Here is a 24,205-nt window from a genome sequence, read left to right on the forward strand (position 1 = left end):
TGAACTCGCGCCGAAATCCCGGTCAGGGCCGGACCGCGCCACCCGCCGAGGCGGTCCCATCAGCAGGCACGGCAGCATCAGCAGGCACGGCCCGATCGGTGGGTACGGCCCCATCGGTGGGTAAGGCACCGGTGGCGGGTGCGGCCTCACCCGACGGCTCGAAGAGGTGCGCGAAGGCTGCGAGGTTCGCGGTCGATTCGCCCCGCTTGACCCGCCACTCCCACTCCCGCCGGATCGAGCTGCCGAAACCGATCTCCAGCATCTTGTCGAAGGACTCGTCGGCGTAGCTGAGCACCGAGCCGAGGAGGCGATCCAGTTCGTCGGCGTCGACTCCGGCGGGGTTGACCCGGCCGGTGAGGTAGATGTCGCCGACCGCGTCGATGGAGAACGAGACGGCGTACATCCGGGCGTTGCGCTGCAACAGCCAGGCCCAGAGTTCCTCGCGCCGCTCGTCCGGCTGGCGCATCACGAACGCCTCGATCCGCAGCGCGTGCTCGCCGACGATCAGGTTGCAGATCGTCTTGAGCTTGTGTGTGCCGGGCAGGGTCACCGCGTACGAGCCTGGACCCGTCGACTCGCAGGCCAGTTCCCGTTCGGCGCAGACCGACTCGATCAGAGCACCCAGGTCACTCATCGGATCGATTCTACGGTCCGCCCGGCAACGTGCAGTCCGGCCGTAGGCGGCGCGAGCGGCGCCGACACGGCGAGCAGCACGGGTAGCGGCGTTAACAAGGGGCCCTTCCTTCCGTCAGTAGGTGGCGGCGAGGGCGGAGGTCAGGCGGGCGCGGTGGGCGGTGATCGCCTCGCCGTACACGGCGAGCAGGCCCTCGGCCGTACGGTGCCAGGAGAAGTTGCGAGCGTGCTGTGCGGCGCCGACCGACAGTTGCGCCCGCCGGGTGCGGTCGGGCAGCAGGCGGGCCAGGGCGTGCGCCCAGTCGACCGGGTCGTGACCGCGCACCAGCATGCCGCTGACCTGGTCCCGCACCGCGGTCACCAGACCGCCGACGGCGGCGGCCACCACCGGCGTACCGCAGGCCTGTGCCTCCAGGGCGACCAGGCCGAAGGATTCGTTGTACGAAGGCACCGCGACCAGGTCGGCCGCCTGGTACAGCAGGGGCAGCTCGGCGCCGGTACGCGGCGGCAGGAAGTGCACCCGGTCGGCGACGCCGAGCGAAGCCGCCAACTCGATCAGGGCGGTGGGCCGGTCGAGTCCGCTGCCGCTGGGGCCACCGCAGATCACCACGGAGACCTCGCCGGCCAGCACGGGATCCTGCTCGCGCAACGCGGCGATCGCGCGGATCAGCACGTCCGGGGCCTTCAGCGGTTGGATCCGACCGACGAAGGCGACCAGGTAACCGGTGGTGGGCAGGCCCAGCCGGGACCGGGCGGCGCTGGTCGCGGCGTCCCGGTCGCCGACCGGTGGGCAGAAGCGGTCCAGGTCCACCCCGGGCTCGACCACCGCGACCCGGGTCGGGTCGGCGTCGTACCGGTCGATCAGGTCCTGCGCCTCGACCCGGGTGTTCGCGACCAGCCGATCGGCCTCGGTTACGACCTGCTCCTCGCCGATCACCCGGGCTTTGGGTTCCGGCCGGTCCCCGGCGGCGAGCTGCGCGTTCTTCACCTTGGCCAGGGTGTGTGCGGTGTGTACCAGCGGCACCCCCCAGCGGTCCTTGGCCAGCCAACCGACCTGGCCGGAGAGCCAGTAGTGGGAGTGGACGAGGTCGTAGTGGCCCGGCGGGCGGGCCGCCTCAGCACGCAGTACGCCGGCCGTGAAGGCGCAGAGCTGACCAGGCAGTTCCTCCTTGGTCAACCCTTCCAACGGACCGGCCATCACATGCCGGACTTGGACTCCGGGAGCGACCTCCACCACCGGCGGCAGGTCCCCCGAGGTGGCCCGGGTGAAGATCTCCACCTCGACGTCGGCCTCGGCCAGTCGCCGGGCGACCTCCAGGATGTAGACGTTCATACCGCCCGCGTCCCCGGTGCCGGGTTGGTGCAGGGGCGAGGTGTGCACCGAGAGTGTCGCGATCCGCCGGGGTCGCGGCCACGGCAGGGCACCTCGCTGACGACCGACACCGGTGTGCAATTTCGCCACTTTTGCTCCCTTTGCCAGGGTTGATGCCGCGCTGCACGACCGACGTGCCTCTGCGTCAACCTCCGCGCCACATGTCATCTTCCCGATGGGCGGCGGGTAATACGTCGCCCAGGGCCACGGGCGTGATCGACCTCATCACGGGGTCGGCCCGGACCGCCCCCTCGACAGGGGCGAGAATGGCTGGATGAGTCGTGTCGCCATCGTCACCGGTGCATCCAGCGGGATCGGCGCCGCCACCGCCCGCCGACTGGCCGGCGAGGGCTTCCACGTCCTGGCGGCAGCCCGGCGTACCGACCGGCTGGCCGAACTGGTCGCCGAGATCACCGCCGACGGCGGCAACGCCACCGCGGTGGCCTGCGACGTCACCTCCGACGAGTCGGTGGCGGCGCTCGCCCGAGCCGCACAGCAAGCACCCGGGCCGGTCACCCTGCTGGTCAACAACGCCGGCGGCGCTCGGGGCCTGGACCCGGTGGAGGCCGGCTCGATCGATGACTGGCAATGGATGTACGACGTCAACGTACTGGGCACCCTGCGGGTGACGCAGGCGCTGCTGCCCGCCCTGGAATCCTCCGGGGCCGGCACCATCGTCATCGTCTCGTCGACCGCCGGCTTCACCGTGTACGAGGGCGGCGGCGGCTACACCGCCGCGAAGCACGCCCAGACCGCGATCGCCGGCACGTTGCGGCTGGAGTTGTGCGGCCGACCGGTCCGGGTGATCGAGATCGACCCGGGCATGGTGAGGACCGACGAGTTCGCGCTGGTCCGCTTCGGCGGGGACGCCGACCGCGCGGACGCCGTGTACGCCGGGGTCGCCGAACCGCTGGTCGCTGAGGACGTCGCCGACTGCATCGCCTGGTGCGCGACCCGTCCACAGCACGTCAACGTGGACCGTCTCGTCGTCCGCCCGTTGGCGCAGGCCGCCCAGCACAAGGTGCACCGGGCGAGCGGAGCCTGAGGAACGCGGCCATGGCGACGCGGGCGTCCCGGCCGCTCGGGGTCATCACCCGGGGTACCACCAATCCCAACCGGCTCCGGCGGGCGGACAACTGGATCGTCGACATCTGCGGCGAGATGCTGCACGCCGCACCCGACCCACTCGTGGTCGACCTGGGATACGGCGCGAGCCCGGTGACGTCGGTGGAGCTACGCGCCCGGCTGGCCGCCGGGGTACGCCCCGACGTACGCGTCGTCGGGCTGGAGATCGATCCGATCCGCGTCGCCGACGCCCAGCCCGCCGCCGACCCACCCGGCCTCACCTTCGCCCGGGGCGGGTTCGAACTCGCCGGCCTGCGTCCGGCCCTGGTGCGCGCGTTCAACGTGCTGCGCCAGTACGACGAGAGCGAGGTGGCGGGCGCCTGGGCCACCGTCACCGGGCGGCTGGCGCCGGGCGGGCTCTTCGTCGAGGGCACCTGCGACGAACTGGGCCGCCTCGCCGGCTGGGTGCTGCTCGACGCCGACGGCCCGCGTTCGCTGACCCTGGCCGCCCGCCTGTCCACCATGCAGACTCCGGCCGAGTTGGCCGAACGGCTGCCCAAGGTTCTGATCCACCGCAACGTTCCCGGGGAACCCATCCACGACCTGATCCGCACTCTGGACGACGCCTGGCACGCCGCCGCCGGCTACGCCCCGTACGGCCCGCGTCAGCGCTGGCTGCACACCGTGGCCGCGGTCCGGGCTCAAGGCTGGCCCGTCCTCCACCGCCCCCGCCGCTGGCGCCAAGGTGAGCTGACCCTCCCCTGGCCCGCCATTGCCCCCCGCACCTGATGCCCCGCGTTGACCAAGAGGTTTGCGCGCGAAGCGCTTTCTACACTTCTTGATCGACGCGCCGGTGGATGGGTGGGCGGGTTAGAGGGTGCAGTTGATTAGGACGGGTTCGGGGTGGAGGGTGACGGCGAAGCGGGCGTGGACGCCGTCGCGGATCTCGCGAGCCAGGGTGAGCAGCGCTTCGGTGCTGGCGGTGCCGGTCTGGTTGGTGAGGGCGAGGGTGTGCTTGGTGGAGATGGCGACGCCCTCGGGGCCGGGGTACCCCTTGCCGAAGCCGGCCTTGTCGATCAGCCAGGCCGCGCTGACCTTGACCCGGTCGCCGGCACCCGGCCAGGCCGGCGGCTCGCCCAGGTCGGCGGCGTGGTGTCGCAGCACCTCGTATCCGGCGCCGTCGAGGACCGGATTGGTGAAGAAGGAACCGACCGAACGGGTGTCCGGGTCCGCCGCGTCCAACACCATCCCCTTGCCGGCTCGCAGCCCCAGCACGGTGGCCCGGGCCTGGGCCAGCGGCACCCGGTCACCGACCTCGACGCCGAGCGCCCGGGCCAGTTCCGCGTACCGCACCGGGCCGGACAGCCGCGAGCGGGCCAGCCGGAAGTCGACCCCGAGCACCACGTAACGCTCGCTGTGCTTGAAGATGCTGGCCCGGTAGGCGAAGCCGCAGTCGGCGGCGTCCACCCGGCCGACCGTCCCGGCCGTACGGTCGTACACCTGCACGCCGAGGATGGTCTCGGCGACCTCCTGCCCGTACGCCCCGACGTTCTGGATCGGGGTGGCGCCGGTGGAGCCGGGGATGCCGGACAGGCACTCCAACCCGGACCACCCGTTGCGTACGGTCGTGTCGACCAGGTCGTCCCACGGTTCGCCGGCCTCGACGCGGATGGTCACGGTCTGCTCGTCCTCGGCCAGCACCCGCAGGCCCCGGGACCGGACGAGGACCACCGTGCCCGGAAAGCCGGCGTCACCGATCACCACGTTGCTGCCGCCGGCGAGCAGGAGCACCTGCTCGCCCGCTTCGCCCACCCGGGCGACGATCTCCTCGGCGGTGGCTGCGGTGACGATCCGCCGGGCCGGTCCACCGAGACGCAATGTGGTGTATTGCGATAGCTCGTCCGTGCTGGTGGGTTCATCGGCTGCTGTCGGCTGGGCGTAGACGTCAGACACATCTTTCACCCTAGGCTGAGAGGTAGCCGCGGCACCCACTGGTGGCCCGGTCACCCCCGGGAGGATGGCGATGAGCAGAATGCACGGCACCAAGGACTTCTGGATCGGCGCGCTCCGGGCGGAGGGCCCGGCGTTCGCCGCTGCGGTGGCCGAGGCGCCGCCCGAGACACCCGTGCTGTCCTGCCCCGGCTGGACGGTGACCGACCTGGCCCTGCACCTCGCCGGCATCTACCAGTGGGTGCGCGACATCGCCGGGTCGGGTCGGACCACCCCGCCGGAGCACCCCCGGTCGCAGCGCCCTCAGCTCTCGCCGGGGCGCACGGCCGCCGAGCAGTGGCAGCAGGCGTACGCCGAACTGATGGCGCTCTTCGACACCCTGGACCCGGAGGCACCGGCGTGGAACTGGGCCCCCCAGCCGAAGAAGGCCGGTTTCTGGCCACGCCGGATGGCGCACGAGACGGCGGTGCACCGGTGGGACGCCCAGCTCGCCATCGCCGCCGGTGAACCGATCGAGGCCAAGCTCGCGGCCGACGGGGTGAGCGAGGTGCTCGACACCTGGCTGCCGGCCGGCCGGCGGACGGCGACCGGGCATTGGCGTGGGGTGGTGCGGCTCACCGCGGTCGACGCCGCGCAGGAGTGGTACCTGCGGTTGCGTGGCGAGGGGGTGGCCCTGCTGGACACCGGCACCATCTTCGACCACGACGAGCACCACGCCCGGGTGCACGTCAGCGGCACGGCGAGCGACCTGCTGCTGGCGCTCTGGGGGCGGGTCAGCTTCGAGACCCTGACCGTGGCCGGTGACCCGACCCTGCTCGACGGGGTACGCACCGGCTGACCCACGTCCGGTCGGGTGCACCACTGATCAACACCGTTCCAACGGAAGGGCGGTTACCGGGTAGACCCCGGTAACCGCCCTTCCGCCGTAACGACGGCCTCCCCGGCGGGCTCGTGGCCATTCTGTGACCGTCGGCGAGAGAGCGCTCTCTTGACACGTCCGGTCCGGGGACCGCAGGCTACGTGAGAGCGCTCTCAGACTCATCCCACCACCACCCCACACCTGAGAGGGGTCACCTGACCATGGCCACTTTTCCGCGCCACCGCCTCGCGGCGGTCGCCCTGGCAACCGTCGGCGCGTTACTCGCCACCAGCGGTTGCGGCAGCGACGACGCCGCCGGCGACGGCAAGATAACGCTCACCGTCGACGTCTTCGGACAGTTCGGCTATGACCAGCTCTACCAGGAGTACATGGACGCCAACCCGGGCGTGAAGATCGTCGAGCGGGGCACCGGCGGCAACCTCGACGAGTACTCGCCGAAGCTGACCCAGTGGCTCGCCGCCGGCAAGGGCGCCGGTGACGTCGTGGCCATCGAAGAAGGCCTGATGGTCGAGTACAAGGCCAACCCGGACAACTTCGTCAACCTGCTCGACCACGGCGCTGCGGAACTCAAGGGCAACTTCCTGGAATGGAAGTGGAACCAGGGGCTGACCGCCGACGGCCAGAAGCTCATCGGGCTCGGCACCGACGTGGGCGGCATGGCGATGTGCTACCGCACCGACCTGTTCGCCAAGGCGGGGCTGCCCACCGAGCGCGAGGAGGTCTCGAAGCTCTGGCCGACCTGGGAGGACTACATCGCGGTCGGCGAGCGCTTCAAGGCGGCCAACACCGGCGCGTCGTTCCTGGACGCGGCGACCAACACGTTCAACACCATCGTGTTGCAGACCGCCGGCAAGGCACAGGGCTACCACTACTACGACACCAGCAACAACCTCGTGGTGGACAGCAACCCGGCGGTCAAGCAGGCCTGGGACACCACCATGAAGATCATCGGCGCCGGCCTGTCCGGCAAGTACGGCTCCTGGTCGGAGGAGTGGGTCTCGGCCTTCAAGCAGGCCAAGTTCGCCACCATCGCCTGCCCGGCCTGGATGACCGGGGTGATCGAGGGCAACGCCGGGGCGGAGGCCAGCGGCAAGTGGGACATCGCCCGGGTGCCCGGCGACGGCGGCAACTGGGGTGGCTCGCATCTGGCCGTGCCGGCGCAGAGCAAGCACAAGGAAGAGGCCATCAAGCTGGCCAAGTTCCTGACCAGCCCGCAGGGCCAGATCGGCGCCTTCAAGGTCAAGGGCCCGCTGCCGTCCTCGCCGCAGGCGCTGAACGACCCGGCGATCGCCGGGGCCACCAACCCGTACTTCTCCGGCGCGCCGATCGGGACGATCTTCGGTGAGGGCGCGAAGACGCTGCAGCCGGTCTACATGGGCCCGAAGAACCAGGCGGTCCGCACCGAGGTCGAGAACGCCGTCCGCACCGTCGAGTTGGGACAGCGCAACCCCGAACAGGGCTGGCAGGACGCCGTCAACAACGCCAAGAAGGCCGCCGCCAAGTAACCGGCCCGACGGCCTCCACCCCGCCGCCGATCCAGGGCCGCCGCGCTCGCCGGGCGTACGTGGCGACCGGCCGGAGGATCGGCGCGGGGCGGAGGTGTGGAAAGGAGTCAACGGGTCATGGCGTTGCAGCTCGACGCGCGACCGCCGGCCGTGCCGACACCGTCCCGTCGGTCGCGGGCCGGCCGGCTCAGCCGGATCGACGCGAAGTACTCGCCCTACCTCTACATCGCCCCGTTCTTCGTGGTCTTCGCGATCTTCGGGGCCTGGCCGCTCGCGTACACCTTCTGGGTTTCGCTGCACGACTGGGACCTGCTCGGCAGCAATCCGACCTTCATCGGCGCGGACAACTACACCCAACTGCTCGCCGACAGCGACTTCTGGCACTCGGTGGTCAACACCCTCGGCATCTTCCTGCTCAGTACGGTGCCGCAGCTGCTGCTGGCGCTCTGGCTGGCCAACCTGCTCAACCGCCAACTGCGGATGCGTACCGGCTGGCGGATGGCGGTGCTGGTACCCAACGTCACCTCCACCGCCGCCGTGGCGATCGTGTTCGGGGTGCTGTTCGGTCGCGAGTTCGGCATGGTCAACTGGCTGCTCGACATGATCGGTGTCGATCCCATCGGCTGGAAGTCCAACCGGTTCGCCTCCTGGGTGGCCATCTCGACCATGGTCGACTGGCGGTGGACCGGCTACAACGCGCTGATCTTCCTGGCCGCCATGCAGGCCATTCCCCGCGACCTGTACGAAGCGGCGGCGATCGACGGCGCGAACCGGGCCCGGCAGTTCTGGTCGGTCACCGTGCCGTTGCTCAAACCGACGATCATCTTCTGCGTCATCATCTCCACCATCGGTGGGCTGCAACTCTTCACCGAGCCCCGGCTGTTCCACTCCGGCACCAACCCGATCCGGGGCGGCACCCTGCGCGAGTCGCAGACGATGACCATGTACATGTTCGAGAACGCCTTCGCGCCCCACTACAACTTCGGCTACGGCTCGGCGGTGGCCTGGCTGCTGTTCGCCCTGATCGCCATCGTCGCCGCGATCAACGTACTGATCATCCGCCGGCTCGGTTCCTCCGCCCGGCCCCCGGAGGGCAAGCGAAAGGCAGGGTTCCGATGAGCCGGCTGTGGCGGGCCAGCCCGCTGACGTACTTCGCGTTGATCGCTGCCGGAGTCCTGTCGATCTTCCCGATCTACTGGATGTTCGTGGTGGCCAGTCGCTCCAGCGACGCGATGGGGCAACTGCCGCCACCGGTCACGCCCGGCGGCAATCTGGGCGCCAACATCTCCCGACTGTTCGACAACACCGACGCCTACTTCCTGACCGGTCTGATCAACTCGGCGATCGTGGCGGTCACGGTCACCGTCTCGGTGGTGTTCTTCTCCTCGCTGGCCGGGTTCGCCTTCGCCAAGCTGCGTTTCCGGGGCAGCAACGCGCTGCTGATGGTCATCATCGCGACGATGATGGTGCCCACCCAGCTCGGCATCATCCCGCTGTACATGCTGATGACGAGGCTGAACCTCAACGACCGGCTGCCCGCGGTGATCCTGCCCGCCCTGGTCACCGGCTTCGGTGTCTTCATGATGCGGCAGTACGCCGGCCAGGCGATCAGCACCGAGCTGATCGAGGCGGCGCGGGTGGACGGCTGTGGCACCGCACGGATCTACTGGAACGTGGTCCTGCCCGCGTTGCGGCCAGCCGCCGCGGTGCTCGGGCTGCTGACGTTCATGACCACCTGGAACGATTTCCTGTGGCCGTACGCGGTGCTCAACGATCCGGAGAATCCCACCGTGCAGTTGTCCCTGCGGGCCCTGTCCGACGGCTACTACCAGGACATGTCCCAGGTGTTCACCGGTACGGCAATCGCCACGCTGCCGCTGCTGCTGGTCTTCGTACTGTTCGGGCGCCAGATCATCGGCGGAATCATGGAAGGTGCGGTCAAATCGTGAGTGGAATACGGTTCCCGGAGAATTTCCTGTGGGGAGCGGCGACGGCCGCGTACCAGATCGAGGGTGCGGCCCGCGACGACGGGCGCGGGGAGTCGATCTGGGACACCTTCAGCCGCACTCCCGGCAAGGTGTACGCCGGGCACACCGGCGACGTCGCCTGCGACCACTACCACCGGTACGCCGACGACGTGGCCATGATGGCCGACCTGGGCCTACAGGCGTACCGGTTCTCGGTGTCCTGGCCCCGGATCCAGCCCGACGGCAGCGGCCCGGTCAACCCGCGCGGCCTGGACTTCTACGACCGGCTGACCGACGCACTGCTCGGCCGGGGGATCGATCCGATCGTCACGCTGTACCACTGGGACCTGCCACAGACGTTGCAGGACCGGGGTGGTTGGACGGCACGGGAGACCGCCGAGCACTTCGCCACCTACACCGCCGCCGTGTACGCCCGACTCGGTGACCGCATCGACACCTGGACCACGCTCAACGAACCCTGGTGCTCGGCGTACCTCGGCTACGGCAACGGGGTGCACGCCCCCGGGGTGCAGGACCCGGGCGCCGCCTTCAGCGCCGTACACCATCTGCTGCTGGCGCACGGCCTGGCCACGCAGGCGCTGCGCGCGGGCGGTGCCGGGCGGGTCGGCATCACCCTCAATCCGGCCGACGTACGCCCCGCCGACGCGGACAGCGCGGCCGACGCCGAAGCGGTACGCCTGGTCGACGGCCTGCACAACCGGATCTTCCTGGATCCGCTGCTGGTCGGTGGCTACCCCGACGACGTCCGCGAGCACGTGGCCCGGATCATCGAGCCGGTGTTCGTCGCCGACGGCGACGAGAAGATCATCGCGGCACCGATCGACCTGCTCGGAATCAACTACTACGCGCCGACCTACGTCGCCGGGCGGCCGGACGGCGCCGGTGGCGGCGGCGCATACCCGGGCACCGCGGGATCGGTGGAGTTCCTGCCGCCGGTCGGCCCGCTGACCGACATGGGCTGGATGATCGAACCAGCGGGGCTGACCCGGCTGCTGGAACGCATCGCCACCGACTATCCGTCGGTGCCACTGCTGATCACCGAGAACGGGGCGGCGTTCCCGGACAAGGGCACCTCGGACGTCACCAGCCCGATCCTGGACGCTGACCGGATCGCCTACCTCGACGGGCACCTGCGGGCCGTGCACGAGGCCATCGCCCGGGGCGTCGACCTGCGCGGCTATCTCGTATGGTCATTGCTGGACAACTTCGAGTGGGCCGAGGGGTACCGTAAGCGATTCGGAATCGTGCACGTCGACTACCTCACCCAACGGCGTACACCGAAGTCCAGCGCCCGGTGGTACCAGGAGGTGATCTCCCGGAACGGGCTGTGACGAGGTGGTGGTTTCTCCGATGACGGGCGCACAACGGCCCACTCTGGAAGCGGTGGCGCGGCGGGCCGGGGTGTCCCGGGCCACCGTCTCCCGGGTGGTGAACGGTTCCACCACGGTCGCCGAGCCGATCCGGGAGGCGGTCCGCCGGGCGGTGGCCGAGTTGGGGTACGTACCGAACCTGGCCGCCCGCACCCTCGTCACCCAGCGGACCGACTCGATCGCCCTGGTGATGCCGGAGGAGGCGACCCGGGTCTTCTCCGACGACCAGGTCTTTCCCGGCATCATCCGGGGCGCCGCGCAGGAGTTGGAGGCCGCCGACAAGCAGTTGGTGCTGATGCTGGCCGGTTCGCCGGCCGGGCACGAACGGGTCGAGCGGTACACCACCGGTCGGCACGTCGACGGGGTGCTGTTCGCCTCGCTGCACGGCGCCGACCCGCTGCCCGCCAAGCTCGCCGCGCTGGGCATCCCGGTGGTGTGCAGCGGCCGACCGCTCGACGGCGCGAACGTGCCGTACGTCGACGTCGACCAGGTCGCCGGGGTGACCAAGGCGGTACGCCACCTGATCGACAGCGGGCGGCGACGCATCGCCACCATCGCCGGGCCGCAGGACATGGTGGCCGGCATCGAACGGCTGACCGGCTACCGGGACACGGTGGCCGCCGCCGGGCTGCCGGAGATGGTGGCGGTCGGGGACTTCACCCGGGAGTCCGGTGCCGCAGCGATGCGCGAACTGCTCACCGCCCACCCCGACCTGGACGCCGTCTTCGCCGCGTCGGACCTGATGGCGCACGCCGCCCTGCGAACCCTGCGCGAGGCGGGACGGCGGGTGCCGGACGACGTCGCCGTGATCGGTTTCGACGACATCGAGACCGCCGCCTACACCGAACCGCCCCTGACCACCGTGCGGCAGCCGATCGTGGAACTCGGTCGACAGGGCACTCGGCTGCTGCTGCGCCTGGCGGCCGGCGAGGAGGTCGAACCGGCCCTCATCCTCCCCACCGAACTCATCCTCCGCGACTCCGCCTGAGGTGTAAGGAAGGGCACCTTATTAACGCCTCAGGTAGAGGAAGGGCCCCTTATTAACAAACCGCCGGCAGCGAGTTATCGTGTGGCACCCGCCTCGGATGGCGGCTAGCCTGCCGCGCATGTCCCACCCGGTTCGCCTGCTGCCCGTTCCCGCACTCACCGATGTCGCCCCGTACGCCTATCTGGCCACCGTGGCACCCGGCACCCGCCTGGTCTTCACCGCGGGCGCCTGCCCGCTCGACGCCGAGGGCCGGACCGTCGCCCCCGGCGACCACGCGGCCCAGGCCCGGCAGGTGATGGCCAACCTGGAGACCGCCCTGGCCGCCGCCGGTGCCACCCTGTCCGACGTCGTCAAGAGCACGGTGTACGTGGCCTCCACCCGCCAGGAGGACCTGGTCACGGCTTGGGAGGTCGTACGGGCGGCCTTCGGTGACCACGACGCTCCCAGCACCCTGCTCGGGGTGACCGTGCTCGGCTACCGCGACCAGCTCGTCGAGGTCGAAGCGATCGCCGCCGTACCCGCCTCCGGCGCTGCGCGTTAAAAGGGGACCCCTGTACTACGCGAGGCGTTAACAAGGGGCCCTTCCTTACACGCTCCGAGCCGGGCGGGTCAGGTGGTCACGTACACGCGCTCGGCGGTGGCGTAGGTGTCGGCGCCGAACAGCACCAGTCGGGCCTCGGTGAGGCTCGCCGGGGTGGCCGCCCGCAGCACCGTCAGTGCCTGGTGAACGGCGTCGGAGACCGGCCAGCCGTAGACGCCGGCGGAGATGAGCGGGAAGGCGATGGTGGCCGCGCCCAGGTCGTCGGCGACGGCGAGGCTGTTGGCGTAGCAGTCCCGCAGCAGCCCTGATCGGTCCTCGGTGGCCGACCAGACCGGGCCGACGGTGTGCACCACCCACCGCGCCGGCAGTTCACCGGCCGTGGTCGCGACGGCCTGCCCGGTCGGCAGGCCCCGGCCGTAGCGGGAGGCGCGCAGCGCCCGGCACTCGGCGAGGATCGCCGGGCCGCCCCGGCGGTGGATCGCACCGTCCACCCCACCGCCGCCGAGCAGTGACGAGTTCGCGGCGTTGACCACCACGTCCACCCGCTCGGCGGTGATGTCCCCCTCGACCAGAGTGATGTCCATGCGTCAGTCCTCCGTGACGGGTTGGCCGAGGGTACGGCGGGCGAGCAGGGTGGCACCGGCGATCGCGGCGGGCATGAGCAGGACCGCCCCGAGCGGGATCAGGAAGCAGACGAAGACCGCCATCCCGAAGCCGAGCGCGGTGGGACGGTCGACCTTCAGCGCTGCCCGGCGCTCCCGCAGCCCCTTGCCCCGCCGGTAGAAGGGCGCGCCGACCAGTTCCACGGCGAGCAGCCAACCACCGACGGCGGCGCCGATCACCGGGACCACGGTCTGGCCGAGCAGCGGGATGAACCCGGCGGCGAACAGCGGGATGCCGAACAGTGCCGCCAGGGCGACCAACCGGATCGAGTCGACGGCGCTGCGCCGCAGGGACGCCCAGAACGGCACCTCGACCGCGTCGGGCGCGCCGCCGTACCGCTGCTCCACCCGCTCGGAGATCTTCTCGTAGAACGGGTCGCCGATGACCAGGGTCACGGCGGTGAAGGTGAGCACGGCGAGCAGGCCACCGAGGCCGAGGATGGCCAGGCCGGCGATCACCCGGACCACTCTGCGGGTCGCCGTCGACCAGTCGTCCGCGAACGGTGTCACCGCCGTGGCCAGGTCGCCGACGAAGACGACCAGGATGGCGTACGCGGCTAGGAACAGCACGCCGGAGATCAGCGCCGGCACCACGCCGAGCAGCATCAGACCGGGATTGCGTACGTACAGACCGATGCCACGCAGCAGGAACCCGGCACCTCCGGCGAACCGCCGCGCGGTGCTCGTGGCGGTGCCGGACATCTCGGAAACGTTCACGCCGCTGAGCCTAGTGCGGTGTCCAGGAACGTTGGCGGTGTCGCGGCGAGGGCCAGGCGGCGATCCGGCAAGGCGGAGTCGGGTCTGGATACCGGTGTTGTATCCGGGCCCGACTCCAACGCCGCCGGTCGTCGTCTGGACCCGGCGCGGCCCGGTGAACGTTCCTGGACACCGCACTGGTCACCGGCCAGCGCATCAACCGATTGACGGATCGGTCGGGTCAACCGGAGCCGACGGAGATCATCTACAGCTGGTCGATCCCCTGCCGGCCCGCCGCCGCGACGCTGTACGGGTAACCGAGCGAAGGGCGACGCGATGCCGGTGATCGAGGTGTCCCACCTGCACAAGCGGTACGGCGAGACAGTGGCGGTGCACGACGTGTCGTTCGACGTCGCGACGGGCGAGATCTTCGGCGTACTCGGCCCCAACGGTGCGGGCAAGACCACCACGGTCGAGTGTGTCGCCGGGCTGCGCGTCCCAGACGGGGGCGAGGTGTCGGTCCTCGGGCTCGACCCTCGCCGGGACGCCACCCGGCTGCGCCAACTGGTCGGGGTGCAACTGCAGGAGAGCCGGTTGCCGGATCGGCTCCGAGTCGCCGAGGCGCTCGATCTGTACGCCTCGTTCTACCGCGACCCGGCCGACCCGGCGCAGCTCATCGACGAGTTGGGGCTCGGCGAGAAGCGCAACACCCCGTACGACAAGCTCTCCGGCGGCCAGAAGCAGCGGCTGTCGATCGCGCTGGCGCTGGTCGGCAATCCGAGGATCGCCATCCTGGACGAGTTGACCACCGGGCTGGATCCGCAGGCCCGCCGGGACACCTGGAACCTGATCGAACGGGTCCGGGATCGCGGCGTGACCATTGTGCTGGTCACCCACTTCATGGAGGAGGCCGAGCGGCTCTGCGACCGGCTCGCCGTGATCGACAAGGGACGGGTGGTCGCGCTGGACAGCCCCGCCAGGCTGGTCTCGGCCGTGGTACCCGAGCAACGGATCCGGTTCCGCCCGTCCACCCCGCTCGACGATCAACTGCTCACCGGGTTGCCGCAGGTGACCTCAGTGACCCGCAGCGGCGCCCAGGTGGTGGTGACCGGCACCGGTGACGTGCTGCACGCGGTCACCTCGGTCCTCGCCCGTAACCAGATCATCGCCGCCGACCTGCGGCTGGAGCAGGCCACGCTGGACGACGCGTTCGTCGAGTTGACCGGGCACCGGCTCACCGACTGAGGGGAAACCATGCACGCCTTCAGACAGATCCTCAAGAGCGAGGCCCGGCTCTACCTGCGGGACACCTCGACGCTGGTGCTCACCATCGGGCTACCCACCCTGATCCTGGTGGTCCTCGGGCTCATCCCCACCCTCCGCCAGCCCAGCCCGGACCTCGACGGGCAGTCCTTCGTCACCTACTTCACCCCCTCCCTGCTGGTGGTCACGCTGGCGATGGTCGGGGTCAACGTCCTGCCCACCGTGCTGGCCAACTATCGGGAGCGCGGCATCCTGCGCCGGCTGGCCACCACCCCGGCCAGCCCGCTGGCCCTGCTGCTGGCCCAACTGGTGCTGGCGTTGGTCGGCATCCTGGCCAGCGCGCTGCTGCTCGCCGTGGTGGCCCGGCTGGCGTTCGGCGTACCGCTGCCGCAGCATCCGCTCGGATTCGCCGCAGCCCTGGTCCTCGGCACCGCGGCGCTGCTCGCGCTCGGGCTGCTGGTGGCGGCGGTCGCGCCCACCGCCAAGTCGGCCCAGGCGCTGGCCGTACCGGTGTTCATGGCGGTGATGTTCTTCGGTGGCGTGTACCTGCCGAGGTTCCTGCTGCCCGACTTCCTGGCCGAGATCGGCGCCTACACCCCGCCGGGCGTGCAGGCCCTGCTGGACGCCTGGACGGGCAGCGCCCCGCATCCGCTGCACCTGGCGATAATGGTGGTGGTCGCGGTGGCCGCCGGTGCTCTCGCGACGAAACTGTTCCGCTGGCAGTGAGCGGGGAGCCGATGACCAGCAGCGGCGCGGGCGACGACCGGTTGGCCACCTGGAAGGCACGGGAGGCGGCCCTCTACCGGTTGCTGCCCTACGGCGGGCTGGCCGTGGGCACGCTGCTGGCCCTGCTCACAACGGCACCCCGCGGCCTTCCGATACAGCTCACCCTGGCCGTGGTCGTGGCGGCCGGGGCCTGGGTCGCCTGGTTCATCACCCTGCATCCGGGCTGGCAGGGCCGCCGTACCCGGATGGCGATCTACTACGCGGGGTTGCTCACCTTCGCCGCGGTGCTGGTGGTGGCCAGCCCGTGGTACGGCTACTTCGCCTGGATCGGCTACGTGCACGCTTTCCCGGTGCTGTCCTGGCGATGGCGGATCGGCGGGGTGGCCGTCACCGCCGTGCTGCTCGCCACCGCACAGGGCGGTGGCGTCTCCGCCGCCCTGGCGGGCTCGCAGCTCTGGCTGGTCCTGGTGCTATTCAACGTGCTCGTGGCCGGCGCGGTGATCTGGTTCAACATCGTCGCCGAACGGGAGGACGCCAAGCGTAAGCGGCTGGTGGCGGAGCTGGCTGCCGCCAACCGTCAGCTCACCGAGACGGTACGGGAGAACGAGGGTCTGCACGCCCAACTCGTCACCCAGGCCCGGGAGGCAGGTGTGCTGGACGAACGGCAGCGGATGGCCCGGGAGATCCACGACACTCTGGCCCAGGGGCTGACCGGCATCATCACCCAGTTGGAGGCGGCCGAGCAGACCCGCGACCGGTCCGGTGACTGGCGGCGGCATGTGGACAATGCGCTGGCGCTGGCCCGGGAGAGTCTCACCGAGGCTCGTCGCTCGGTACGCGCCATCCGCCCGGAGCCGCTGGAGGCCGCCCGGCTGCCCGACGCCCTGACCGAGCTGGGTGGACGTTGGTCGGCGCGGCACGGCGTACGGGCCGAGGTCAGCACCACCGGCACACCCCGGCCGCTGCATCCGGAGGTCGAGGTGACCCTGCTGCGGGCCGCTCAGGAGGCGCTGGCCAACGTGGCCCGGCACGCTGCCGCCTCCCGGGTCGGGTTGACACTGTCCTACATGTCGGATGTGGTCACGCTGGATGTTCGAGACGACGGCACCGGCTTCGAGGCCGGCACCGGAGGTGCTGCACCGAAGCCGGACGGCGGTTACGGGCTCACCGCCATGCGCCAACGGGTCACCGAAGTCGGAGGGCGGCTGAACGTGGAGTCCGAGCCGGGCGGTGGCACCGCGATCTCGGCGTCCGTACCGGCATTGCCAGGGGGTGTGGGGTGACCGATCCGGTACGCCTGCTGATCGTCGACGACCATCCGGTGGTGCGCGACGGGCTGCGCGGCATGTTCACCGGCGATCCCGGGTTCGAGGTGGTCGGTGAGGCGGCCGACGGGGCCGAGGCGCTGGTGTTGGCCGCCCAGCACCATCCCGACGTGGTGCTGATGGACCTGCGGATGCCGGGGATGGACGGGGTGACCGCGATCGGCCGGCTGGTCCGCTCCGGCAGTTCGGCGAAGGTGCTGGTGCTGACCACGTACGACACCGACGCGGACGTGCTGCCGGCGATCGAGGCCGGCGCCACCGGGTACCTGCTCAAGGACGCCCCCCGCGACGAACTGGTCCGGGCGGTACGCGCCGCCGCCCGGGGTGAGTCGGTGCTCTCACCCTCCGTGGCGGGCCGGCTGATGGGCCGGCTGCGTGCGCCGGCGGAGGAGCCGCTCAGCCAGCGTGAGCTGGAGGTGCTCACCCTGGTGGCGCGCGGCTCGACGAACCGGGAGGCCGCCGCGCAACTGTTCATCAGCGAGGCCACCGTGAAGACCCACCTGCTGCACGTGTACGCCAAGCTCGGGGTCAACGACCGGGCCGCCGCCGTGGCCGCCGCGTACGACCGGGGCCTGCTCACCCCCGGCGGACGCTGACCGTGCGGGCGGCGCGACTGATCTCGTTGCTGCTGCTGTTGCAGGCGCGGGAGGCGATGACGGCGGCGGATCTCGCGCGTGAGCTGGAGGTTTCCGAGCGGACGGTGTACCGGGACATCCTGGCGCTCTCCGCCGCCGGGGTACCGGTCTACGCCGATCGGGGTCGGGCCGGCGGTTACCGACTGCTCGGCGGCTACCGGACCCGGCTGACCGGGATGACCCGGGACGAGGCGGAGGCGCTCTTCCTCGCCGGGCTGCCCGGACCGGCCGGGGACATGGGGCTCGCCGACGCGGTCGCCGCGGCCGAGCTGAAGGTCCTCGCCGCCCTGCCGCCCAGCCTGCGTGACGCACCGACCCGTACCGGGCAACGCTTCCACCTGGACGTGCCCGGCTGGTACGCGCAGAGCGCGCCACCGCCGTGGCTGGCCGACCTGGCCGGCGCGGTTTGGCGGGACCGGGAGGTGACGCTGCGGTACCGGCGCGCAGATGCCGAGGTCGCCCGCCGGGTCCGCCCGTACGCTCTGGTCCTCAAGAGCGGCATCTGGTACCTCGCCGGCCGGGTCGGCGCGGACATGCGCACCTACCGGGTGGACCGGATCGTCGACGTCGAGCCGCACGAGGAGACCTTCGACCGGGAGCCGGACTTCGACCTGCCGGCGTACTGGCGGGCGCAGGCGGAGGCGTTTCTGCGTGGCATGCTGCGGGCCGAGGTGCGGATCCGGCTGAGCCCCGTCGGCCTGCGCCAACTCCAGCACCGCAGCGACATCCCCTTCGGGTACGTCGAGGCGGTCGCCGCCGCCGACGAACCCGACGAGCAGGGCTGGGTCACGACCCGGCTGCCCGTCGAGTCCGTCGACGTGGCGTACACCCAACTGCTCGGGCTGGGTCCCGAGGTGGAGGTGCTCGACCCGCCCGAGCTGCGCGCCCGGCTGGCCGAGGCGGCGACCCGCGCCGCCGCGCTCTACACCGCCCCCGGCGACCGCTGACCCCCGCTGGTGGGTCGCTCTCGTCAGCGGTAGCCGGTGACGTCGGCGGGTTTGCCGGCGTCGACCACCTCGGTGATGTAGCGGTACGCGTCCGGCTGGCTGCCGTCGACGTCGGTGAAGGCGTACACCTTGGCCAGGTCGCCGGCGGAGACGGACTGCCCGCTCCACCGGTCGCGGTCGGGGTCGGCGGCCAGTGCGGCGACCGCCCGACCGACGAACGCCGGGGTTTCCGAGATGAGGAAGTGCGGGTCCTTTGCCGCGCCGTCGCGCCAGTTGGCCTCGGTGACGCCGAAGTGCTCCAGCATCGCCTCCGAACGCAGCCAGCCGGGGGTGAGCGCGACGGCGGTGCCGCCGTACGGCTTGAGTTCGTGCGACCAGCTGAAGGCGAGCCGGTTCACCGAGGTCTTGGCCAGGTCGTAGAAGACCGAGAGGCGGTAGTTCTCCTCGTTGTACGCCCGCGTGCCGTCGCCGATCTCCACCACCAGGCCACCCGGCCAGCGGATCAGCAGTGGCATCGCGAAGTGGCTGGTGATGATGTGCGTGTCGACCGCGAGCCGCAGCGTACGGAAGCCGGCCTCCAGCGGTTGCTCCCAGACCGGCTTCTCCCAGGTGATCAGCGGGTCGGCGCCCCACACATCGTTGATCAGCACGTCGAGTCGACCCTGTTCGGCGTCGATCCGCGCGACCAGGTCGCGTACCTCGTCGGGTACGAGGTGGTCCACCCGGACGGCGATGCCGGTGCCACCGGCGGCGGTCACCAGTTCGGCGGTCTCCTCGATGGTCTCCGGCCGATCCAGCTCGGAGCGGCCGGCCCGGCTGCTGCGGCCGGTGGCGTAGACGGTGGCGCCTGCGACGCCCAGTTGGACGGCGATCTGTCGGCCGGCACCCCGGGTTGCCCCGGCCACCAGCGCCACCTTTCCGGTCAGCGGTTTCGTCATGGTTGCCACGCTGCCAGCAAAACCTGACAACCGATGTCAGGTTTTGCGGAGAACCGGTGATCCGGCATGCTCGCCGGCATGCACCTGCTGCTCTCCGGCATCGTCGGCTCGGTGGCGTACGGGCTGGCCGGGCCGGGCTCGGATGTCGACCGCATCGGCGTCTTCGCCGCGCCCACGGTCGCCTTTCACGGTCTGCACCCGCCGAAGGAGTCGGTGGTCACCACCGACCCGGACACCACGCTGCACGAGGCCCGCAAGTGGTGCCGGCTGGCCCTGAGCGGCAATCCGACCGCCAGCGAACTGGTCTGGCTCCCCGACGACTGCTACGAGACCCGTACGGAGTTCGGCGAGCGACTGATCGGCATCCGGTCGGCGTTCCTCAGCGCTCCCCGGGTCCGCGACGCCTACCTCGGCTACGCGGCGCAGCAGTTCCGCAAGCTGGAGTCCCGGGGTGACGGGACCTTCTCGTCGGACACTCGGCGGCGCACCGCGAAGCACGCCCGGCACCTGGCCCGGTTGGTGCACCAGGGCCGGCTGCTCTACGCCACCGGGGTACTGGAGATCCGGCTCGCCGATCCGGACTGGTTCCGTGACTTCGGCGATCGGGTGGCCGGTGGTGCGCTGGACGAGGCGCGGACCCTGCTCGCCGAGGCCGAACTCGACTTCGACCGGATCCGGACCCCGCTGCCCAACCGGCCCGACGAGGAGCCGGTGGAGCGCTGGCTGCTCGACGTTCGCGCCGCCCATCTGCCGCGCTGACCTGTCACACCTCGTGCCCTTGACTACCCGTTGAGGAACTCGGAGATCCGCCCTCTGAGGTCGGCGCGGTCCGTCCACAGCACACCGGGACGGGCGTACCGGTGCAGGGTCGCCCGGGGCAGCGCGGCGGCGAGTTGCTCGGCGACCTCCACGGGATGCAGGTCGTCCCCCTCGCAGGCGATGACCAGGGCCGGGGTGGTGACCGCAGCGAGCGCCCCGGCATCGGCGACCGGCGGCTGCCCGGTCAGGTCGGCCAGCCCGGCGGCGAGGCCGTCCCGCAGCAGGTGGTCGAGCCGCTGCCGCAGGTACGCCCACCCCGCCGGAGTGTTGCGTACGGCCGGCGGCATCTCCGCCGCGACCACCTCGGCCACCGCCGAGGCATCCCCACTCTCCACTGCGGACAGCAGATCGAGCAGCCGGGTCCGGACGGCGGGAACTCGCGGCTGGTCGAGCGCCGCAGGCAGAAAGAAGATCAGCCGCTCGAAGCGTTCCGGGCTCTCGACGAGCAACCGGCACAACGCTCCGGCACCGAGACTGGCGCCGAAGGCCCGGGTCGCATTGGAGAGGTCGGCGATCGCCCGCAGGTCCCGGGCCAGATCGAGGTAGCTCCACAGCCCGTCGGGCGCGTCCGAGCGGCCGTGCCCGCGAAACTGGAAGAAGACCTTCCGACCGGTGACGCCACTGCCGAAGGGGCGGGTGACGGCGATGCCGTTGCCCAGCCCGTGAGCGAACACGGTCACCGGGTCACCGGTGCCGGTGACCAGCCGTTCCAGTCGTACGCCGTGCGGCGTGGCGACGAGTTCCGTGTCGGGCTCGGGTAGTGCCGGTCTCCCGCTGCGTGGGCCACCCGGGCCGGGACCCCAGGTGCGAGGCCCGCCGTCGGGTGGTGGTGGCCAGCGGAAAGCCCTCACCACGATCCTCTGTTGTCGCCCAGATCACGCAGGCCGACCCGGACGTCGAGCAGATAGATCAGAGCCGCCGCGATGCCGATCAGCCCGAAAATGCTGAGCGTGGTCTGGGTGAGCAGAGTCAGCAGGAGGGTGACCGCGAGGATCGCGATCCAGCCGCCCTTGGGCAGCGTGCCGATGGCGGGGAAGGCGTCGGAACGCTGCGTGATGGCGTGCACGAGAGCGACCCCCTGCACGATCAGTGCGAACACGAACAGGATCAGGTCGATCACGGTGCGGACATCGAAGGCGAAGATCGGCGCGGCGTAGGCCATGACGGCAAGCTTATGCCGACGACCCCGGATCCGTCCGACAGGACGGTGACCGGGATCGCCGGCAGGTGGTCACTCGGCGGCCGGACGGGTGCGCTTGGTGGCCCCCGGTGCCTTCGCCGACGGCGTCGCCGTCCGCTTGGCTGCGGGCTGCCGGGTCGTCGCCTTGGCGCGGGTGGCCTTCTTGGCCGCCTTGGCAGCGGCCGGCTTGGCCTGCACGACCTCGGCCACCTCAGCCGGGCTCGGCACCTCGGCCGGCTCAGTCGTGGCGGTCGACTTGGTGGTGGCGGTGGCGGCCGGCTCGGTCGTCGTGGTCGAGGGCTGGACGGTGGCCTCAGTGGCCTCGATGTCCGCGTTCACCGTGTCGGCGGCCTCCAGCACGCCCGCACCGACCACCCGCTCGCCTCGCGTGACCAACTTGCCGTACACGGCCAGCGCCCGCTCCTGCGCGGCCTGGGCACCGGCGACGACCACGGCGGCGTTGCGGGTCGCCAGGCCACGCAGCCGGTCCAGGTCGGCCGCCTCGCGCAGCCGGTCGAAGTCAGCGCTCTCCCGCAGGCGATCCAGGTCGGCGACCTCGCGCAGACGGTTGAAGTCGGTGGCCTCGCGCAGGCGGTTGAGATCGGCATTGCGCCGCAGCGACTCGGCGGTCAGGTTGGCGTTGCGCAGCTTGTCGTTGGCCTTCTGGCGCAGCTCGAAGCCGGTGACGACGGCCTTGCCGCCAAGTTCGTTGGCGACTCGTCCACCGTCACTGACGACCCGGTCGCGCAGCTCACCGACCACGGTGGGCAGTTTGCGCAGCTGTTCCAGGGCCAGCTCGCCGGCACCGGCGACAGCGTAGATCGGAGCGGGGATACGGTTGGTCTTCGGCTGGGTCACGACTTCTCCTCTTCGGCCGCGACGGCGGCCTTGCGGACCACCTTGCGGGTGGCCTTCTTGGCAGGGGGACGAGCCGGCGCCGGAGCGGCACCTGCCTCGGTCACGGCGACCGACTCAAGGACAGCCTCGGTCGGGGTGCCCTCCGGGGTGGTGGGCCCGGTCGCGGCCAGATTGGCCACGTCGGGCGCGGTGACGTCATCGCTGGTCACGGTGTCCGTACCGCCGCTCAGATCAGCTGAGGCGGGTTCATGTGCGGTGCCAGTTGCCGCTCCACCCGGGGCGACGCCGGTGGCGGATCCACCCGGGGCGGATCCGGTCGCGGCGGCGGTCGCCTCGGCGAGCCGGGCGTTCTCCCGGCGGAAGGTCTCGTAGATCTGGGTGAGGGACTGCTTCTGGGCCATCGTCAGGTCCGGATCGACCGCGATGGCCGCCAGCACCCCCTGGCCTTCCTTGTCGTCGAGCAGACCGGCCCGCAGGTACATCGCCGGAGTGGAGACCCGCAGCGCGCTCGCAAGCTGCTGAAGCACCTCGGCGCTGGGTCGGCGCAGCCCGCGCTCGATCTGACTCAGGTAGGGATTGCTGACCCCGGCCTGCTCGGCAAGCTGGCGCAGCGAAATCTTCGCGTTCCGCCGCAGATCACGAATGAACCCGCCGACGTCGGGAAGGTCTTTGGCAGTGGCCATGACTCAACGCTAGCTCGGTGCGCTAGCAGCTGCAAGCGAAGTGCTAGCCAGAGTTAGCAGCGTCTCACTGTCCGGTTGCGCGCCACTCGTACCGAGTCGTACCGTCCTGCGGTGACCAAGATCGAGGTAAATGGCGCGCTACTGGCGTACGACGAGGTCGGCGACGGATCCCCGGTCATCCTGTTGCACGCGGGCATCGCCGACCGCCGGATGTGGCGGGAGCAGGTCGGCGCACTGGCCACCCGGCACCGGGTGATCGCCCTGGACCTGCGCGGCTACGGCGAGTCGGAGCTGCCGCCCACCGCGTTCGCCCACCACGACGACGTGGCTGGCCTGCTCGACGCGCTCGGCCTGACCCGCGCCGCCCTGGTCGGCTGCTCGTTCGGCGGAGCGGTGGCGATCGACACCGCGCTGGCCCACCCGGATCGGGTAAGCGCGCTCGCCCTGTTCGGCAGCGCGGTATCCGGCCACGAATGGTCCGACGAGACCAACGACCTGTGGGAGAACCTGGTCGGCGATGTCGACCCGGAGGACTTCGCCGCCACCGCCGCCGCCGAGGTGCGATTCTGGGTCGTCGGCCCGGAACGCACTCCTCAGGAGGTCGACGCCGAACTCGTCGCCTTCGCCACCGCCATGGACGAACGCGCCCTCGCCGCCGAGTTGGCACTCAGCGCCGTGGACGTGGCCGAACTGGACCCGCCGGCCATCGGTCGACTCGCGGAGCTGACCATGCCGGTGCTGGTCACTGCGGGTGCCGCCGACGTCCCCGACATCCGGCACCTCGCCGACCGCATCGCCGCCGAAGCCCCCCGGGCGCAACGGCTGCCCGACACCCCCGACGCCGCCCACCTACTCCCCCTCGAACACCCCACCCCAACCAACACCGCTCTCCAAACCTTCCTCCCCTAACCCCACCCCACCCCTGCCCTCACCCCCCGCCCCACCACGCCCACCCCTGCCCCCACCCCGCCCCCACCACGCCACCCCGCCCCGCCCGTCGATCTTGCACTTTCCGTCGGGACGAATGCCTACAAGAAGGATGAACCGGCGACCAGAACTGCAAGATCGCGGAGAGCACACGGGGCGCGGAGAGCACACGGGGCGCGGAGAGCACACGGGGCGCGGAGAGCACACGGGGCGCGGAGAGCACACGGGGCGCGGAGAGCACACGGGGCGCGGAG

25 protein-coding genes and 1 pseudogene are annotated in these 24,205 nt (G+C 70.9%); 16 read left to right on the forward strand and 10 right to left on the reverse strand.

Translation table 11 applies throughout. The annotated features are described in order from the left end of the window. Positions 1 to 22 precede the first annotated feature (22 nt). Both AB0M35_RS10105 and mshA read right to left on the reverse strand, forming a co-directional pair. Positions 23 to 643, reverse strand: a complete 621-nt coding sequence (locus AB0M35_RS10105) for a YbjN domain-containing protein (RefSeq protein WP_363743834.1) — start codon at positions 641 to 643, stop codon at positions 23 to 25. Positions 644 to 748: 105 nt separating this feature from the next. Beyond that, entirely contained in the window at positions 749 to 2,173 is a 1,425-nt protein-coding gene (mshA, locus tag AB0M35_RS10110) for a D-inositol-3-phosphate glycosyltransferase (RefSeq protein WP_363743683.1), read from the reverse strand. Between the two features lie 106 nt (positions 2,174 to 2,279). Between mshA and AB0M35_RS10115 the strand changes: the two genes are divergently transcribed. Then, positions 2,280 to 3,050, forward strand: a complete 771-nt coding sequence (locus AB0M35_RS10115; protein WP_363743685.1) for an SDR family oxidoreductase — start codon at positions 2,280 to 2,282, stop codon at positions 3,048 to 3,050. A gap of 11 nt (positions 3,051 to 3,061) precedes the next feature. Further along, a complete protein-coding gene (locus AB0M35_RS10120; protein WP_363743687.1) occupies positions 3,062 to 3,859 on the forward strand; it encodes a class I SAM-dependent methyltransferase in 798 nt (265 codons plus the stop codon). Positions 3,860 to 3,940: 81 nt separating this feature from the next. On the opposite strand, the gene AB0M35_RS10125 is transcribed toward AB0M35_RS10120, so the two are convergent. Further along, entirely contained in the window at positions 3,941 to 5,023 is a 1,083-nt protein-coding gene (locus tag AB0M35_RS10125; RefSeq protein WP_363743689.1) for a UDP-N-acetylmuramate dehydrogenase, read from the reverse strand. A gap of 70 nt (positions 5,024 to 5,093) precedes the next feature. Between AB0M35_RS10125 and AB0M35_RS10130 the strand changes: the two genes are divergently transcribed. The 7 genes from AB0M35_RS10130 (at position 5,094) to AB0M35_RS10160 (ending at position 12,292) form a co-directional block, all read left to right on the forward strand. Next, positions 5,094 to 5,858 carry a maleylpyruvate isomerase family mycothiol-dependent enzyme gene (locus AB0M35_RS10130; protein WP_363743691.1) on the forward strand — a complete coding sequence of 255 codons (765 nt, stop codon included), beginning with the start codon at positions 5,094 to 5,096 and terminating at the stop codon, positions 5,856 to 5,858. A gap of 242 nt (positions 5,859 to 6,100) precedes the next feature. Continuing rightward, entirely contained in the window at positions 6,101 to 7,405 is a 1,305-nt protein-coding gene (locus tag AB0M35_RS10135; RefSeq protein ID WP_363743693.1) for an ABC transporter substrate-binding protein, read from the forward strand. Positions 7,406 to 7,522: 117 nt separating this feature from the next. Further along, entirely contained in the window at positions 7,523 to 8,524 is a 1,002-nt protein-coding gene (locus tag AB0M35_RS10140) for a sugar ABC transporter permease (protein ID WP_363743695.1), read from the forward strand. After that, positions 8,521 to 9,354 carry a carbohydrate ABC transporter permease gene (locus AB0M35_RS10145; RefSeq protein WP_363743697.1) on the forward strand — a complete coding sequence of 278 codons (834 nt, stop codon included), beginning with the start codon at positions 8,521 to 8,523 and terminating at the stop codon, positions 9,352 to 9,354. The genes AB0M35_RS10140 and AB0M35_RS10145 overlap by 4 nt, the downstream gene beginning before the upstream one ends. Continuing rightward, complete coding sequence (locus tag AB0M35_RS10150) at positions 9,351 to 10,724, forward strand: GH1 family beta-glucosidase (RefSeq protein ID WP_363743699.1); 1,374 nt, start codon at positions 9,351 to 9,353, stop codon at positions 10,722 to 10,724. The genes AB0M35_RS10145 and AB0M35_RS10150 overlap by 4 nt, the downstream gene beginning before the upstream one ends. A gap of 19 nt (positions 10,725 to 10,743) precedes the next feature. Then, complete coding sequence (locus AB0M35_RS10155; RefSeq protein WP_363743701.1) at positions 10,744 to 11,751, forward strand: LacI family DNA-binding transcriptional regulator; 1,008 nt, start codon at positions 10,744 to 10,746, stop codon at positions 11,749 to 11,751. A gap of 118 nt (positions 11,752 to 11,869) precedes the next feature. Further along, positions 11,870 to 12,292 carry a RidA family protein gene (locus AB0M35_RS10160; protein WP_363743703.1) on the forward strand — a complete coding sequence of 141 codons (423 nt, stop codon included), beginning with the start codon at positions 11,870 to 11,872 and terminating at the stop codon, positions 12,290 to 12,292. A 68-nt stretch (positions 12,293 to 12,360) separates the two neighbouring features. On the opposite strand, the gene AB0M35_RS10165 is transcribed toward AB0M35_RS10160, so the two are convergent. Continuing rightward, positions 12,361 to 12,876 (reverse strand): O-acetyl-ADP-ribose deacetylase, encoded by a 516-nt coding sequence (locus tag AB0M35_RS10165; RefSeq protein WP_363743705.1) that lies wholly within the window; start codon positions 12,874 to 12,876, stop codon positions 12,361 to 12,363. Positions 12,877 to 12,879: 3 nt separating this feature from the next. Further along, positions 12,880 to 13,656: an EI24 domain-containing protein gene (locus AB0M35_RS10170; RefSeq protein WP_363743836.1), complete on the reverse strand. Its 777-nt coding sequence runs from the start codon at positions 13,654 to 13,656 to the stop codon at positions 12,880 to 12,882. A 330-nt stretch (positions 13,657 to 13,986) separates the two neighbouring features. Here AB0M35_RS10170 and AB0M35_RS10175 point away from each other — a divergent pair, with 330 nt between their 5' ends. The 5 genes from AB0M35_RS10175 to AB0M35_RS10195 are packed head-to-tail and all read left to right on the forward strand — an operon-like array spanning position 13,987 to position 18,546. Continuing rightward, on the forward strand, positions 13,987 to 14,895 hold the full coding sequence (locus AB0M35_RS10175; protein ID WP_363743707.1) for an ABC transporter ATP-binding protein: 909 nt from the start codon (positions 13,987 to 13,989) through the stop codon (positions 14,893 to 14,895). Between the two features lie 9 nt (positions 14,896 to 14,904). Next, complete coding sequence (locus tag AB0M35_RS10180; RefSeq protein WP_363743709.1) at positions 14,905 to 15,639, forward strand: ABC transporter permease; 735 nt, start codon at positions 14,905 to 14,907, stop codon at positions 15,637 to 15,639. A gap of 11 nt (positions 15,640 to 15,650) precedes the next feature. After that, positions 15,651 to 16,922 (forward strand): sensor histidine kinase, encoded by a 1,272-nt coding sequence (locus AB0M35_RS10185; RefSeq protein ID WP_363743711.1) that lies wholly within the window; start codon positions 15,651 to 15,653, stop codon positions 16,920 to 16,922. Continuing rightward, positions 16,919 to 17,560, forward strand: coding sequence for a response regulator transcription factor (locus tag AB0M35_RS10190; protein ID WP_363743713.1), 642 nt, complete (start codon positions 16,919 to 16,921; stop codon positions 17,558 to 17,560). The genes AB0M35_RS10185 and AB0M35_RS10190 overlap by 4 nt, the downstream gene beginning before the upstream one ends. 2 nt (positions 17,561 to 17,562) lie before the next feature. Next, entirely contained in the window at positions 17,563 to 18,546 is a 984-nt protein-coding gene (locus AB0M35_RS10195; protein WP_363743714.1) for a YafY family protein, read from the forward strand. A gap of 23 nt (positions 18,547 to 18,569) precedes the next feature. Here the strand turns inward: AB0M35_RS10195 and AB0M35_RS10200 are convergent, their stop codons facing one another. Continuing rightward, positions 18,570 to 19,484, reverse strand: a complete 915-nt coding sequence (locus AB0M35_RS10200) for an SDR family oxidoreductase (RefSeq protein ID WP_363743716.1) — start codon at positions 19,482 to 19,484, stop codon at positions 18,570 to 18,572. Positions 19,485 to 19,562: 78 nt separating this feature from the next. Between AB0M35_RS10200 and AB0M35_RS10205 the strand changes: the two genes are divergently transcribed. After that, positions 19,563 to 20,243, forward strand: a complete 681-nt coding sequence (locus AB0M35_RS10205) for a nucleotidyltransferase domain-containing protein (RefSeq protein ID WP_363743838.1) — start codon at positions 19,563 to 19,565, stop codon at positions 20,241 to 20,243. A 23-nt stretch (positions 20,244 to 20,266) separates the two neighbouring features. On the opposite strand, the gene AB0M35_RS10210 is transcribed toward AB0M35_RS10205, so the two are convergent. The 4 genes and pseudogenes from AB0M35_RS10210 to AB0M35_RS10225 form a co-directional block, all read right to left on the reverse strand. Beyond that, positions 20,267 to 21,154 (reverse strand): alpha/beta hydrolase, encoded by an 888-nt coding sequence (locus AB0M35_RS10210; RefSeq protein WP_363743718.1) that lies wholly within the window; start codon positions 21,152 to 21,154, stop codon positions 20,267 to 20,269. Further along, the gene (locus AB0M35_RS10215) at positions 21,151 to 21,465 is read right to left on the reverse strand and encodes a DUF2516 family protein (protein WP_363743720.1); all 315 of its coding nucleotides are present in this window, start codon (positions 21,463 to 21,465) and stop codon (positions 21,151 to 21,153) included. Before AB0M35_RS10215 ends, AB0M35_RS10210 begins: the two co-directional genes overlap by 4 nt. Positions 21,466 to 21,534: 69 nt before the next feature. After that, a complete protein-coding gene (locus AB0M35_RS10220; RefSeq protein ID WP_363743722.1) occupies positions 21,535 to 22,341 on the reverse strand; it encodes a hypothetical protein in 807 nt (268 codons plus the stop codon). Positions 22,342 to 22,469: 128 nt separating this feature from the next. Continuing rightward, positions 22,470 to 23,024, reverse strand: a pseudogene (locus AB0M35_RS10225) (helix-turn-helix transcriptional regulator); the annotation flags it as partial. 111 nt (positions 23,025 to 23,135) lie between these two features. On the opposite strand from AB0M35_RS10225, the gene AB0M35_RS10230 reads away from it, so the two are divergent. After that, positions 23,136 to 23,933, forward strand: coding sequence for an alpha/beta hydrolase (locus AB0M35_RS10230; protein ID WP_363743723.1), 798 nt, complete (start codon positions 23,136 to 23,138; stop codon positions 23,931 to 23,933). Positions 23,934 to 24,205 lie beyond the last annotated feature (272 nt).

The sequence above is a fragment of the Micromonospora sp. NPDC051196 genome (genome assembly GCF_040682415.1).
Classification (GTDB): domain Bacteria; phylum Actinomycetota; class Actinomycetes; order Mycobacteriales; family Micromonosporaceae; genus Micromonospora.